General features: G+C 61.7%; 12 protein-coding genes. 1 reads left to right on the forward strand and 11 read right to left on the reverse strand.

The annotated features are described in order from the left end of the window. Positions 1-10: 10 nt before the first annotated feature. On the reverse strand, positions 11-487 hold the full coding sequence (locus tag H2O77_RS08910) for a YchJ family metal-binding protein (protein ID WP_153635760.1): 477 nt from the start codon (positions 485-487) through the stop codon (positions 11-13). A gap of 49 nt (positions 488-536) precedes the next feature. Here H2O77_RS08910 and msrA point away from each other — a divergent pair, with 49 nt between their 5' ends. Further along, positions 537-1,175: a peptide-methionine (S)-S-oxide reductase MsrA gene (msrA, locus tag H2O77_RS08915; RefSeq protein ID WP_153635761.1), complete on the forward strand. Its 639-nt coding sequence runs from the start codon at positions 537-539 to the stop codon at positions 1,173-1,175. A 164-nt stretch (positions 1,176-1,339) separates the two neighbouring features. Here the strand turns inward: msrA and H2O77_RS08920 are convergent, their stop codons facing one another. The 10 genes from H2O77_RS08920 to can all read right to left on the reverse strand — a co-directional run bounded on the left by H2O77_RS08920 (position 1,340) and on the right by can (position 14,730). Continuing rightward, positions 1,340-2,509 carry a dicarboxylate/amino acid:cation symporter gene (locus tag H2O77_RS08920; protein WP_131432039.1) on the reverse strand — a complete coding sequence of 390 codons (1,170 nt, stop codon included), beginning with the start codon at positions 2,507-2,509 and terminating at the stop codon, positions 1,340-1,342. Between the two features lie 349 nt (positions 2,510-2,858). Beyond that, positions 2,859-3,917, reverse strand: a complete 1,059-nt coding sequence (locus H2O77_RS08925) for a hydrolase (protein ID WP_215824415.1) — start codon at positions 3,915-3,917, stop codon at positions 2,859-2,861. A gap of 347 nt (positions 3,918-4,264) precedes the next feature. Further along, entirely contained in the window at positions 4,265-5,629 is a 1,365-nt protein-coding gene (gene pepQ, locus H2O77_RS08930; protein WP_215824416.1) for a Xaa-Pro dipeptidase, read from the reverse strand. 133 nt (positions 5,630-5,762) lie between these two features. Continuing rightward, positions 5,763-6,674, reverse strand: a complete 912-nt coding sequence (locus tag H2O77_RS08935) for a LysR family transcriptional regulator (protein ID WP_107334801.1) — start codon at positions 6,672-6,674, stop codon at positions 5,763-5,765. Positions 6,675-7,025: 351 nt separating this feature from the next. Beyond that, a complete protein-coding gene (locus tag H2O77_RS08940) occupies positions 7,026-8,051 on the reverse strand; it encodes an oligopeptide/dipeptide ABC transporter ATP-binding protein (RefSeq protein WP_240548801.1) in 1,026 nt (341 codons plus the stop codon). Between the two features lie 50 nt (positions 8,052-8,101). Then, positions 8,102-9,154, reverse strand: coding sequence for an ABC transporter ATP-binding protein (locus H2O77_RS08945; protein ID WP_215824418.1), 1,053 nt, complete (start codon positions 9,152-9,154; stop codon positions 8,102-8,104). Between the two features lie 20 nt (positions 9,155-9,174). Next, on the reverse strand, positions 9,175-10,158 hold the full coding sequence (locus tag H2O77_RS08950; protein ID WP_052384673.1) for an ABC transporter permease: 984 nt from the start codon (positions 10,156-10,158) through the stop codon (positions 9,175-9,177). Then, positions 10,155-11,201, reverse strand: coding sequence for an ABC transporter permease (locus H2O77_RS08955; protein ID WP_054556671.1), 1,047 nt, complete (start codon positions 11,199-11,201; stop codon positions 10,155-10,157). The genes H2O77_RS08950 and H2O77_RS08955 overlap by 4 nt, the downstream gene beginning before the upstream one ends. A 323-nt stretch (positions 11,202-11,524) precedes the next feature. Then, positions 11,525-13,120, reverse strand: a complete 1,596-nt coding sequence (locus H2O77_RS08960) for an ABC transporter substrate-binding protein (protein WP_107334799.1) — start codon at positions 13,118-13,120, stop codon at positions 11,525-11,527. A 956-nt stretch (positions 13,121-14,076) separates the two neighbouring features. Continuing rightward, positions 14,077-14,730, reverse strand: a complete 654-nt coding sequence (gene can / locus H2O77_RS08965) for a carbonate dehydratase (protein ID WP_043334249.1) — start codon at positions 14,728-14,730, stop codon at positions 14,077-14,079. Positions 14,731-14,844 lie beyond the last annotated feature (114 nt).

The following is a 14,844-nucleotide window of genomic DNA, read 5'->3' on the forward strand; positions in this document are numbered from 1 at the left end:
ACGCTGACGGTCACGCAGTGCAGCAACGCTTGATCTTCTTGCCGCTACCACAGGGACACAGGCTGTTGCGCCCCGGCGTCAGTGTCTGCCACTCGGCATCACCGTCGACATAACGCCAGTGATGGCCATCGTGATGAAAGCGGCTAAGTTCCTGCAATTGTTGGAACTTTCCCTGCTCGAAGAAGGTGGCATGAAAGCGTACCATGCCGGTATCGGCGTCTTGTCCGCTGTCCAGAATCTCCAATGCCAGCCACTGCGGGCCAGCACCTTCGAGGTCGGCGCGTGCCGGGCAATGGGCCGGGTCCCAGCTGTCGATCAGGAAGTCGGCGAGCGACAGGCAGAAGGCACTGTAGCGGGCGCGCATCAATTGCTCGGGGCGTTCGGCGCGGGTGATGTCAGCATGAATCGGCTGACAGCAATCGGCGTAGCGTCGCGCCTGGGCGCTGTTGGGCTGGCAGGGGCAGATCTTGGGGGGCAGAGATGACATCATTGAACCTATACACGATTGCACGACGCGACACAGGAGAGAGTCCGCCATGTGGATAACGGAAGATAAGCAGACCATTCCTTCAGCGCAGGACAGCTTGCCAGGGCGCAGTGAAGCGGTTCGCATCAGCGGCGTTCATCACGTCAATGGCCGCTCGATTGTACCGCCGTTCGACAGTGAGTGTGAGGAGATCGTGCTGGGGCTGGGCTGCTTCTGGGGAGCCGAGCGCCTCTTCTGGCAGCTGCCGGGCGTCAAGGTGACGGCGGTCGGTTATGCCGGCGGCCATACGCCGAATCCGAGCTATGAAGAGACCTGCACCGGCAAGACAGGCCACACCGAGGTCGTACGCGTGATCTTTGACCCGACGGTGATCGGCCTGCCGGAGATCCTGCGGGCCAGCTTCGAGGCCCATGACCCCACCCAGGGCATGCGTCAGGGCAATGACATCGGCAACCAGTACCGTAGCGCGATCTATTACACCCGCGATGACCAGCGCGCCATCGTCGAGAAGAGCATGGCCGACTACCAGCAGGCGCTGGACCAGTCCGGTCTCGGCCGCATCACCACCGAGGTCGCACCGCTGCGCGAGTTCTACTACGCCGAGGAATACCACCAGCAGTATCTGGCCAAGAATCCGGGCGGCTACTGCGGCCTGAAAGGCACGGGAATCAGCTGCCCCATCGGCTGATAGCCTCGGCAGTCATGACAGGCAGGGCATGCCGTCATGAGACTGTTGGTGACAGATTGCCGCTGAGAGACACGAAAGCCTCATGGTCGCCGCGAAGTTCACGGCCGCCATGAGGCTTTTTTCTGTCTGGAGCAGCCTTCGGTCAGGCGCTGCGAGGCACAGTGTCAGCGGTAGCGCTGTCGATCCTGCTCGGCTTCTGCAAAGCGATCGATCCACTGCACCAGGGCACCATCGCCGGTGACGTTGCACGCGGTGCCGAAGCTGTCCTGCGCCAGATAGAGCGCCATCATCAGGCCGACGGCGGCGGCATCGAAGCCCAGCAGGCTCTGCAATACGCCCACCGAGGTCATCGCGGCCCCGCCGGGCGAGCCGGGTGCGGCAATGATGGTCACACCCAGTGCGGCGATGAACGGCAGCAGGGTGGTGAGCTCGGGCGTTGCCAGTGAGGGAGTGACCAGCATCACGCCAATGGCGCACACGGTCAGCGTGATGGCACTGCCGCACATGTGGATGGTGGCCAGTAACGGCACTGCAAAGCTCGCCACGGACGGCGAGATGTGATTGAGGTGCATCTGGCGCACGGTGACCGGAATCGTGGCCGCGGAAGACATGGTGCCAGCGGCGGTGAAGTAGGCGGGCAGCATGTGGGCCAGCGCCTTCATGGGCGAGCGGCCGGTGCTGGTGCCGCTGGTGACGTAGAGCAAGCTCAGCCACAGCCAGTGCAGGGTCAGTGCCAGCAGCAGGATCATGCCGAAGCTCTTGAGGGTGTTGGCTACCGTGCCGGCGATCGTCATCTCGCAGAACAGGCCGGCGATATAGAACGGCAGGGCAGGAATCAACGCCTTGGCGATGAAGCGCTCGACGATGTCGCGGCCGCCGTCGGCCAGCTGGCGCATGCCGTCATGCTCGGTGGCGGAAATGCCGATGCCGAACAGGAAGGCCGTCACCAGGGCGGTGCTGATATCGGTCAGCGGCGGAATATCCAGCGTGAAGTAGGGGCTCAAGTGCTTGATGGCATGACTGACCGGCAGCTGGTCCTGTTGCACGATATGCGGCACGACCTCCAGCCCGACGATGCCCGCCAACAGTCCTGCCAGCGTGGTCGAGGCATAGGCCAGCACGATGGTCAGGGTCAGCAGACGGCCCGAGGAGCGCTCGAGACGTGCGATCCCGCTCATGATGAAGAACAGGATGATCAGCGGAATGGCGTATTCCAGCAGTTCACCGAACAGTACCTTGAAGGTCAGCAGGGCGCGGATCAGGGATTCGGGAGCCCATTGTCCCAGCAGTATGCCAGCCACGATGCCGAGCACCAGGCGAAAAATCAGGTTCATTATCAGGCCAGTAGAGTCTTGAACGTAGGATGGGCGCGCAGTCTACCATTCTCCCTGAATCGTGACAGTGATCCGTGTCACCCTTCACACCATACATCCTGTATACCGTTATCATTTTTTAATGCTCTAAATTTAGCCATCCCAAAACGCATACGGTCGTAGTCAGGGCTCAGGGCTTCCCACCGAACTTGAAGGTGGGAAGGCGAGCAAGGGTGGAAGAAGCAAAAGAGGCATGGAAAGCCAAGGACAAGAAAGCCAGGGAGGGGAAAGCGTGTTGGCGTCTGAATGGCGGACAATGCCGCCAGTTCGATGCACGACAGTTCAATGCAGCCGGTTAAATACAGGCAGCTCAGTGCGCTTCGCTCTGCACCTCTGCCTGCGCTTGCGGCTTGGGCAGCCCGCTCCAGGCATCCAGTTGCTGACTGACACGGCGAGCCAACCAGGAGCTCAGTCGCCCACGGCGCCACTCGACGAAGCCGACATGCCCACCGCGCTCACTGAGCTCGATACGCACGGCCTCGGAGGGTTGGTGGAATCGTGCGAAGAGATCGCGTGGCATGAAGGGGTCATCCAGCGACTGCAGTATCAGCGTTGGCAGTTCGATCTCGCTCAGCAGACGGCCCGCCGAGGAGCGCGTGTAGTAATCACTCGCCGAGGTGAAGCCATGCAGGGGTGCGGTGACTTCGTTGTCATAGGCCCAGAAACTGTTGAGCTGGGTCAGCTGATGCGCTCCGATCGAGATGGGTAACGGACCATTGGCAAGCTTCGCTGCCACCTTGGCCTTCAAGCCCTTGAGCAGATGGCGCTGGTAGAGGCGCGAGAAGCCCTGGTTGAGCACGTCCGCGCTGGCTGCCAGATCCAGCGGGGCGCTGATGGCGATCGCGCCGGCCAGGTCCAGACCATCACCGCCTTGCTCCGCCACCAGCTTGAGCAGCATGTTGGCGCCCAGCGATACGCCACAGGCGACCTTGATGGCGTGCGGATAGCGTTGCCCCAGCTCGCCGAGCACCCAATAGGCGTCTGCAGTATCTCCGCTGTGATAGGCGCGTGGCAGGCGGTTGGGAGATTGCCCGCAGCCACGGAAATGCATCATCACCGGTCGCCAGCCCATCCGGGCGGCCGCATTGAGCAGCTCACGGGCGTAGGGCGAACTCAAGTCACCCTCAAGGCCATGAAACAGCACGAACAGGGGCGCATCGTCGCTCAGGGTCGTCGTACGCTCCCGCTTTTCATGACCGTCGCTGATGACCCAGGCGAGCTCGACGAAGTCACCATCGGGAAGATTGAGAATCTCGGTGCGTCGACTCAGGGGCGCGCGGGGCAGAAATCGCGGCAACAAGGTCTGGACATGGCGATTGCGCAGGCCAAGGGCAGGGCGAAACTCTGACGTGAAGATGGAGTGCGGCATGTGAGGTAGCTCCAGTGGCAGGCCAGGGCGATGACGTTGGTGGTCGGGTGATGGACATGCCCTTGATGGCGGTGGCCTGCAGCAAGATCTGACAGAAATTTCTGCACGGATATCGTTGGCATCATTTCACTTGGCGACGCCAATCGCTAGTCGCAGTGCAGCATACGCATCGACGCCAATGGTGATAGCTCGACCCTGGATCACATTCCTGGCCTGGCGCTCAAATACTTAGCCCCGGGTTACGCGACAAAAAGCCGCCATCGGCACAGGGCCCATGGCGGCGTGAGGCAGGCATGTGACGGCAAGCGTCACAGCGAGAGGCTCAGACAGTGTTGTGACAGGCCTGATTACAGACCCGTCGCCGGGCTGCGTGTCAGATTGAGGGCACCGTCTGCGGTGATGACCAGATTGTCCTCAATACGCACACCACCATGCGGTGCCAGCGCCTCGACCAGCTTCCAGTCGATATGCTCACCGCGTGCATCGTTGCGCAGCGGCTCCAGCAGCATGGGGATGATGTAGCAACCCGGTTCGATGGTGATGGCCATGCCGGTCTCGAGCACACGCGTCAGGCGCAGCATCGGGTGACCTTGCGGCGGATGACGGATATCGCCGGTGGTGTGATCAGGAATGCGACCCGCCACATCATGGACCTGCAGTCCCAGCAGATGCCCGAGACCATGCGGGCAGAAGGCTGCCGTGATGCCTTGTGCGACCTGATCCTCGGCGGGCAGGGACACCACGCCCAATTCCCGCAGCAGCTCACCCAGCTCACGATGCATCTCGAGGTGCAGGTCGACGTAGTCCACCCCGGGCGCGAGTCTTGCGATCAGACGCTTCTGCAGCGCCTCCACGCCCTCGATCAGCGAGCGATAGAGCGGCAGGGCATCATCGCCCGCCCAGCTGCGTGTGATGTCAGAGGCATAGCCGTGCACGCTGGCGCCGGCATCCACCAGCAGGCTGTGACGGGCGGCGGGGGCCTGCAAGCCATAATGCTGGTAATGCAGGACGGCGGCATGCGCGTTGAGACCGACGATGTTGCCGTAGGGCACATCCGATTCTCGTTGCCGCGACGCGCCAAGATAGGCCAGCTGGATATCGAGCTCCGCGCCGCCTTCCATGAAGGTGCGCCGGGCAGCCAGATGGCCACGCGCGGCGCGCAGGCTGGCTTCTTGCAGACAGGCGATCTCGAATTCGCTCTTGCAGACGCGCCCCTCGTCGAGCTGGCGCACCAGGCCGACCGGGTTGGGCAGTGCCTCAAGTTCGCTGACCACCTGCGGCTGGAGTTCGGCGATCTCGCCCAGCAGCGCCACGCGGCCCTCAGGGCGCTGTGGCAGTGTCGGCTTGCGCAGATGGACAATCTCGAACTGCTCGGCCCAGGGCGCGGTGTCCGGCGTCGGCAGGCTGGGTGACAGATGCCAGAAGTCATCAGGGGCATAGAGGTAAAGCGTCGGGCGCTCACCCGGACGAATCACCAGCCAGCTATCGCTGAGGCCCGCCATCGGCACCCAGTGCAGGAAATGGGCATGGGATTTGAAGCTGGCATCCTGATCATCGGCGAAATGCCGCTTCGGTTTGCCACTGTGCAGCACGATGGCGTCCAGATCATGCTGCTGCATGGCGATTTCGTAGCCGGATTGCAGCGCCGCCAGATGCGCGCGGTGTGCCGCGGCGTGGGTGATAGTCGGGTCGTTGAGCTGGCTGTCAGACATCATGTTTCCTTGCAAACGGTCGGCACGCCTGACCTGGATGAGTGAACGTCAATGGCGTGAGGTAATGGAGAATGTAGGAATGAAGGGGAGAGCGTCGCTGAGCCGGCGCTGTCGACCCTCCTGCCCGGATGACTCACGAGAAATGGGCTTCCAGCTGGTGCCAGAGTTCACTGACACTGTCGTGGCGCGGCACGCGCGGGCGATACAGGCGGATATGCAGACTCAGGTCCCAGCGCGGGTCACCGGCACGTACCAGCTTGCCGCTGGCGATTTCCTCTGCGGCCAGCCGCTGCGGCAACCAACCGATGCCATAGCCCTGCAAGACCAGCGCCTTGATGTTGGCCGCCTGAATATTCTCGTTCATGGTGACCAGATGCGCCTGAATCGGGACCTGAGCGAGATGGGCCATCAGCGAGGTGGCGATGACGGCGCGCGGATGCGGGCTGATGAACGGCAGCGGATTGCGCCGCGTGCCCGGCAACTGATGGCGGGGATTGCCATCCGCGCCGGGCGCGCACAGCGGGATGAAGGTTTCTTCGCCGACCACCAGGTATTGGTAACTGTCCAGCTCAAAGCCCAGATCCACACGTGCCTGGGGCCAATAGCACAGCGCCAGATCACATTCGCCGCGATCCAGCCCGTGGAAATAGTCGGCCGCCAGCCAGCCGGTGGCACGCAGATAGGGCAGCACCTGTTCACGCAGCTGAAGCTGATCGAGCCAATCAGGCAGGAAGTGGGACACCAGAGACTGCGGTGCCCCCAGCGATATCTTGCTGGCTTGCTGCTGGGCCATGTCCTGCAGGCGTTCGCGTGTGATGCGCACGCGCTCGGTGATCTGCTCGCACAGCTGGAGAAACTCGTCTCCGGCGGGAGTCAGCGACAGCGGCAGGGTCTGACGATTGATCAAGGTGGTGCCCATCTCCTCTTCCAGCAACTTGATGCGGCGGGAAAAGGTGGGCTGAGAGACATTCTGTGCATCGGCTGCCCGCGAGAAATGCCGGGTCTGAGCCAGAACGATGAAGTCTTCGAGCCAGCGAATTTCCATGTAATCGGAGTGCCTCGTCGGCCTGGGAGAAGGCCATGTCAGGAGGTCGGGCGCACATCTCTTCGGACGTGTCACACCAGAGTATCTTGGGGATGCGTCATCGGGGCCCGGTGCCACGCTGAATCTTCTTCAAGCATCGTGGGCAATGGCGCCAATTGACCTGTTGGTCAGTAGCGGATGAGCGAAATCTTGCCCATACAAAACGCGAGATGCAATCGTCAATGAGCGCAAGACGCAAGGTTGCCGATGACAATGGCAACCTTACGCGGTCTTTCCTTGCTTGGGGCCGGAAACGCAATGATCGATGGCGCCCATCACATCGCCGTCATCACTTTCGTCACTGCCATCACATCAGTCGATGCGGCCTTCTTCCACGGCGTGGCAGGCGACCTGACCGGTGTCCGTGGCGATCAGGCGCGGAATCTCCGTGCGGCAACGCTGATTGGCATGCGGACAACGGCCATGGAAGACGCAGCCCGAAGGCAGATTGACCGGCGTCGGCACCTCACCCTCGAGGCGAATGTGATTGGGTTTGTCATCGTGCAGACGCGGGATCGCCGACATCAATGCCTGGGTGTAGGGGTGACGCGGGCGGGCGAACAGTGAACGGGTGTCCGCCAGCTCGCACAGCGTGCCCAGATACATCACCGCGACGCGGGTGCCGAAGTGCTCGACCACGGCCAGGTCGTGGGTGATGAACAGATACGTCAGGTTGCGTTGCTCCTGCGCCTCCATCATCAGGTTGAGCACCTGCGCCTGGATCGACACGTCCAGCGCCGAGATCGGCTCATCGGCGACGATGAATTCCGGGTCCACCGCCAGCGCGCGGGCGATCGAGATACGCTGACGCTGGCCGCCGGAGAATTCGTGGGCGAAGCGCTTGCCCCAGTCGGGGTCGATGCCCACCGAGCGCATCACCTCCTCGATCTTGTCGCGCACCTCGCCATCCTTGAGCGTCGGCTGATGGAAGCGCAGCGGCTCCTCCAGCGTCTGCTGGATGGTCATGCGCGGATTCAGCGACGCATAGGGATTCTGGAAGATCATCTGCATGCGACGGCGGTAGGGCAGCAGGTCACGCGGGGCCATGTCATCGATGCGGGTGCCGTCAAAACGGACCTCGCCACCGCTGGGCTTGAGCAGCCCCATCACGGTCCGCGCGACCGTCGACTTGCCGCAGCCGGATTCCCCGACCACGCACAGCGCCTCACCGCGTTTGACGTCCAGTGTGACGCCATTGATGGCGTGCACGTATTCCTGTTTGCGACGCAGGCGTCCCTTCTCGAAGGTCAGCTGTTCGAGAAAGTCGCCGGACAACGAGAAGCGCTTCTCGAGATCACGAATTTCTACCAGGGTTTCGCCAAGCTCGGCGCTATCCATACGGGGGGAGGCCTGGGAGGAGGACTGAGCGTCCTTCAGAATTGCCGCGCTCATGCGTTCACCTCCGTGCGGTGGCTGTCAGTGGGAGTGGCGCCATTGCCGTAGGCATCGGTGATGATCGGGGTCCAGCGCTCGCCGGCCACCATGGCATCGACCATATGACAGGCCACCTTGCAGTTGCCGGAATGGGCAAAGGCCGGCACCTTCTCGAGGCAGATATTCGCCGCGAAGTCACAGCGCGGATTGAAGGCGCAGCCGGCCGGAATCTTGGTCAGGGTCGGCATCGAGCCACGAATCTGGTTCAGACGGCTGCCCGGAGTGGCCATCTGGGGCAGGGCGTTGATCAGCCCCTGGGTGTAGGGGTGCTGAGCATCATTGATGATCTCGCGGGTCGGCCCCTGTTCGATGACGCGCCCGGCATACATCACCAGGGTGCGCTGGGTGACCTGGCTGACCACGCCCAGGTCGTGGGTGATCAGGATCAGCCCGACGTTGTGCTTCTCGCACAGCAGCAGCAACAGCTCCATGATCTCGGCCTGGATGGTCACATCCAGCGCGGTGGTCGGTTCATCGGCGACGATGATATCCGGGTCCAGCAGCAGCGCGATGGCGATGATGATGCGCTGACGCATGCCGCCGGACAGCTCATGGGGGTACTGATCCAGGCGTTTTTCCGGAGAGGGAATGAAGACCTGATTGAGCTTGTGCAGGGCGATGGCGCGCGCATCCTTGCGCGAGATGCGGCGGTGCGCCTTTAGGCATTCGATCATCTGCTCGCCGATGGTCAGCACCGGATTGAGCGTCATCATCGGGTCCTGGAAGATCATCGAGATGCGGTTGCCGCGAATCGACTGCATCGCCTTGGGCTTGAGGGTGTTGAGCACCTCGCCATCGAACTTGATCTCGCCGCCGGCGATGTAGCCGGGCTTGGCGATCAGATTCAGGATGGTGAAGGCCGCGACCGACTTGCCGGCCCCCGATTCACCGACGATCCCCAGGCGCTCACCGCGTTCTAGGGTGAAACTGACGTCGCGCAGGGCGCGGACCTCACCGCCTCGCATGGCGAAGCGGACGTCGAGGTTTTTGACTTCAAGTAGTGCCATTGTCTTGACTCCTCTCGGCTTCAGCCCTTGTAGAGACGCGGGTTCATGACATCACGCAGCCAGTCGCCCAGCAGGTTGATGACCAGGACCAGCACGATCAGCACGCCACCGGGGATCAGCGTGATCCACCAGCTGCCTGACTGCAGGTAGTCGAAGCCGGACTTGATCAGTGACCCCAGCGACGGCTGGGTCTCCGGCATGCCGAGACCGAGGAAGGACAGCGCCGCCTCCGAGATGATCGCGTTGGCGATCTGCACCGTGGAGATGACGAAGATCGGCGACAGGGTGTTGGGCAGGATGTGACGGAACATGATGCGACGGGAGCGGAAGCCCATTACCCGCGCGGCATCGACGTATTCCTTGTTCTTCTCCGCCAGCACCGAGGCGCGGACGGTACGCGCATACTGCGGCCATTCCGCCAGCCCGATGATCAGGATCAACAGGATCAGCGCGTAATCCGAGAAGGCGGCGCCGCCGAAGGTGGCCTTGATGATGGCGCCCACCACGATGGCGACCATCAGGGTCGAGAACGACAGCTGGATATCGGCCATGCGCATCAGGAAGGCATCGATACGCCCGCCCAGATAGCCCGCCAGCAGCCCGAAGGTCACGCCGAGCAGTGCCTGCAGGATGACAGCGCCGAAGCCGATCAACAGCGACACGCGCGTGCCGTAGAGAATGGTGGAGAGCAGATCACGCCCCTGGGCATCGGTGCCCAGCAGGAAGGCCGGATCGCCGCCCGCCATCCACGCCGGCGGCAGCTCCGAGTTCATGATGTCGATACTGGCCAGGTCATAGGGATCGGCCGGGGCGATCCACGGCGCGAGGAAGGCCCCGAGCACCATGGCGATGAACACCAGCAGACAGGCCTGAGCCATCCAGTCGCGCTTGAAGCTGTAGACCAGGTAGGACTCGCGGAATCGCTGCCAACGGCCTGGGACCACGATGGAGCTGGTCTTCGGGGTGACGGGCGCGTTGCTCGATTGGGTATTGGATTGGCTCATGCCGGTTTCCCCGCAAGCTTGACGGTGGGGTTGACCAGTCCGTAGATCAGATCGACGAGGGTGTTGGTGATCACGAAGATCACGCCGACCATCATCAGGTAGGCCACGATCAGCGGGATGTCGGAGCGGGTAATGGCCTCGAGGAACATCAGGCCCATGCCCGGCCACTGGAAGACGGTCTCGGTCAGGATGGTGTAGGCGACCATGGTGCCGATCTGCACGCCGCCGACGGTGATCACCGGCAGCATGGTGTTCTTCAGTGCGTGCAGGAAGTAGATACGCTTGAGGCCGATACCCTTGGCGCGCGCGAACTTGATGTAGTCCGACTGCAGCACTTCCATCATCTCGGCACGAATCAGGCGGATGAACAGTGGCAGCATGATCGAGGCCAGCGAGATGGCCGGCAGCACCAGGTGCCAGAGGCCGTCGGCGGTGAAGAAGCCGCTCGACCAGGTGCCCGCGACGTGTACCAGCTCACCGCGCCCGTAGGAGGGCATGCCGCCATCGGTGGACAGCATGCCGTTCAGGACACTGCCCCAGGTGGTGTCGCTGGGGAACCAGTCCACCGTCACGCCGATCGCGAACAGCTGGATCAACACGATGGCGGTCAGGAAGACCGGCACCGAGATACCGATGATCGAGGTACCCATGAACAGGCGTGACAGCCAGTTGCGCGGGCGAATCGCCGCGAACACCCCGATGGGCGCCGAGAGCAGGATGATGATCAGGCTCGAGGCCATCACCAGTTCTAGCGTGGCGGGCAGGTGCTTGAGAATCACCTCGGTCGCTGGCTGCTTGTAGAAGTACGAGTTGCCGAGATCGCCCTGCAGGGCATTGCCGGCAAAACGCAGATATTGGGTGATGAAGGGGTCGTTGAGGCCCATTTCATCGCGCATGACCTCACGCTGGGCTTCCGACACGGCCTGGCCGGTCATCTCGCGCAGCGGGTCGCCCAGGTTGTCCTGGATGGCGAAGCTGATGATGCTGATCACGAACATGACCAGTACGGCGTGCATCAGGCGTTTGATCAGAAAGGCAATCATGGATCGCCACCTTCCTCGTGAACATCACGGTCTCGCGCGTGTCGGCCCTATCCATGCTGGCCGATCACGCTGGGTGTCAGGTATCCCGCCTGTCGCTGGCCTGCCATCGGGCACAGGCTCCCCAACCCATCACCGACAGGCGATGGCGAGGAAAACAACAGGCGGGGGTAAGTCGTCGCGTTCAGGTCAGCAGGGCAACCAGAGAGTTCGCTCAGGCTATCTCCGGTTGCCTGACTTGCCTGTCGCGAGGGGTGAGTGGCCAGAAACATGGCACTGAACGATGCAAGGCGGTTCAGTGCCTGTCTCTCACTCACGCGGCGGGATCACTCCTGGTCGATGACCAGATCCCCCAGATACGGGAAGTTCATTACGTTCAGCACCGGCTCGATGTTGACGCCATCACGCGCGCCCCAGGCCAGGTTCTGCCAGTGCAGCGGCACGAAACCGGCATCGTCGTAGACGGCTTTCTCGGCGGCCTGCAGCATCTTGGCGCGCTTCTCGGTGTCGGTTTCCAGGTTGGCCTCGGTGACCATCTTGTCGACGTCCGGATTGCAGTAGTTGCCGGAGTTGTACTGACCGACACCGCTGTCGGCATCCGGGCAGAAGGTCAGGAATTCGAAGAAGTTGGCACTGTCTTCGGTGTCCGAGTGCCAACCAATCATCATCATGTCGGCAGCACGCGCATCATATTCCGGCCAGTACTGGGCCTTGGGCAGGGTCTTCAGGTCGACCGTGATGTTGATCCTGGCCAGCATCGAGGCCACGGCCTGGGCGATCTTGGCGTCGTTCACATAGCGGTTGTTGGGCGCCATCATGCTGATCTCGAAGCCATCCTCGTATCCGGCTTCCTTCATCAGCTCCTTGGCCTTGGCCACGTCATAGCGCGGGGTCAGCTCGGGGTTGTGGCCCTGATAGCCATCCGGTGACATCTGGGCGGCGGGGGTCGCGAAGCCTTTCATCAGCTTCTGGGCGATGCCTTCCTGGTTGATGGCGTAGTTGACGGCCTGACGGACGCGCTTGTCCTTGAAGGCTTCGACACGCTCCTGGTTCATCTGGAAGGTGATGATGCGGGTGCCGCCCATCTCGACCAGGTGCACGCCGTCCTGCTTGCGAATGCGTTCCAGATCGGTCGGCGGTACCGGCGCGATGAAGTCCATGTCACCCGACAGCAGCGCCGCGACACGCGTGGCGTTTTCCTTGATCGGCGTCAGCACGATGTCATCGACGTTACCCGGCGACTCGGTATCCCAGTAATCCTCGAAGCGCTCGAAACTGATCTTCACGCCCTGCTGACGGTCCGCGACCTTGTAGGGGCCCGTGCCGGACTCGTTGCGTGAGGCGAAGGTGTTGGCCGCCTTGGCGATCTCATCCTTGGCCTTGCCGTCTTCGGTCTCACCGGAATAGAACGCGCTGTCCATCGGGAAGATGTAGGTGGCGGCATTCAGCACCAGCGGGAACGGCTTGTCGGTCACCAGGTCCACGGTGTAGTCATCGACGGCCTTGACGTCGGTGAAGGGTGCGAAGATGGCCTTGAAGTCGGCACTCTTCTTGAGGCGCTCGATGGTCCAGACCACATCCTTGGCGGAGAAGTCATTGCCGGAGTGGAACTTGACGCCTTCGCGCAGATGGAAGCGCATGGTGTTGTCATCGACACGCTCCCAGCTCTTGGCCAGGCGGCCATCGAAGCCGAGGTCCTTGTTCCAGCGAATCAGCGGGTCGTAGACCATGTGCGACAGCTGCAGGGTGCCGCCGGAGAGCTGTTCGTGGATATCGAGGGTCACGGGGTCAGCGTCGTAGGCCATGCGCAGGGTGACGTCTTCGGCCATTGCCGGAGCCGCCATGGCCAATGTCGCGCTGCCGATCAGCGCACACAGGGTCTTCTTGGGCAAGAAAGACTGGAGGGCATTCTGACGGGTCATGAGCATCCCTTTGCTTGTGTAGTTTGATTGTTGTTGTGGCGATCCTGCGCGGCTGTCGAGGCAGACACGCAGGATGCGTTCTAACAGTAGAGAGTCACTTGGTCGCGGGACAATCGAAATGTTGAGTAGCCGGATGCAGGTGGTGAATAGCCTTTTCCTGACCACGCAACGTCATCCAGGCTGGTGCAGGGCGCGGGGTGGGCCAGGCGACACGCCGAATGTCACACGACAACGCCATCTCTCACATCAACAAAGCCGTGAGCTGAGGGCGTTTCCTGTCGAGGCAATGCGGTACGATTCAGTCCTGTCATATGCTGGGCAAGCCGCCGTGATACTGACCTGCCTCGTTCACATTGCAAGCCATGACTACAATTCAATTCCAATAGAATCAACTATTTGAATCAAAATTGATGATCGAGGTCTGGGGAATTCCCGGGCGCTGCATGGCCGTGGTGTGTATCAGTTCCGTCAGCCGACGGCGCCTGGTTGAGAGACATTGCGTACGCTGAATAGCGCCAATCCGGCTTCACGCCACCTGGCGATAAACAGACACCATCAGCGGTAGAAAAGCCGACAGGATAGGCGGTGATTCTCCACTGCGTGCAGTCTCTGCACCTGATTGGTGCGCATGGCGTTCTGCGACCAAAGTTGCGCCTCAGAGGCCCTCCACGAAGGCCTGAAAGATCGATACTGCACTGTAAAATTCCCGAACGCTGCGCTGAAAACACGTGAAAGACTTTCCAGCGCCGGTGGCTGCCAGGCCTGATTCCATTCAATGGACGCCAAGGCAGTCGATGCAGGAAAGCACTGACAGAGGGAGAAAGGCGCTGGAGAGTCGGTCTTGATAAGAGGGAGGCCTGAAACGCGACGCGCCTCCCAGGTGGGAGGCGCGTTGGAGGGCACTGATGTTGCTACCGGCATCCTGCAGCACCGGCAGCTGGATCAGGTCGGCCTGATCAGTCCTGCTGCGGTAAAGGCTCGATGCGGTCCACACGATACAGCTGCGGCACCTGTGACAGGTTGCTGATGGTGCAATCGAGGTTGTTCACTCGACCATCGGACAGGCCGTAGACCCAGCCGTGCACTTCCAGCTTCTGACCGCGCTCCCAGGCACGCTGCAGGATCTTGGTTCTGGCCAGGTTCTGCACCTGAGAGCGGACATTGAGTTCGCACATGCGATCAACCTGCTCATCCAGCGGCAGGTCCTTGAGCTCGTCATAGTGCAGGTTGTAGAGCTCACGCAGGGTGTGCAGCCAGTAGTCGACCATGCCATTGTCACCGCCGGTGATCGAGGCACGCACGCCACCACAACCGTAATGGCCGACGATCATGATGTGCTCGACCTTCAGGACATCGACGGCGTACTGGATCACCGACAACGCGTTCATGTCGTTGTAGTGGATCAGGTTGGCGACATTGCGATGAACGAAGACTTCGCCGGGCGGCAGATCGATGATCTGGTTGGCCGGTACGCGGGAATCCGAGCAGCCGATCCACAGAAAGTCAGGATTCTGCTGGTCCGAGAGGCGCTTGAAGAACTCAGGGTCGCGCTCGGTCATGGATTCAGCCCAGACCTTGTTTTGCTCAAGCAGCTTTTCGATATTGCTCATGGCAGGGAGACCACTTTTTCAAATGACGGGGGCAGGGGACGGTTGTCGCACAGGGGCGTTGGCCGTGGTGCCTCTCGGGCGCAGAGCCTCTTGACTCAGACCCATGAGGCAGGC

Origin of the sequence: Cobetia sp. 4B (genome assembly GCF_018831605.1) — a bacterium.
Lineage (GTDB): Bacteria > Pseudomonadota > Gammaproteobacteria > Pseudomonadales > Halomonadaceae > Cobetia > Cobetia amphilecti.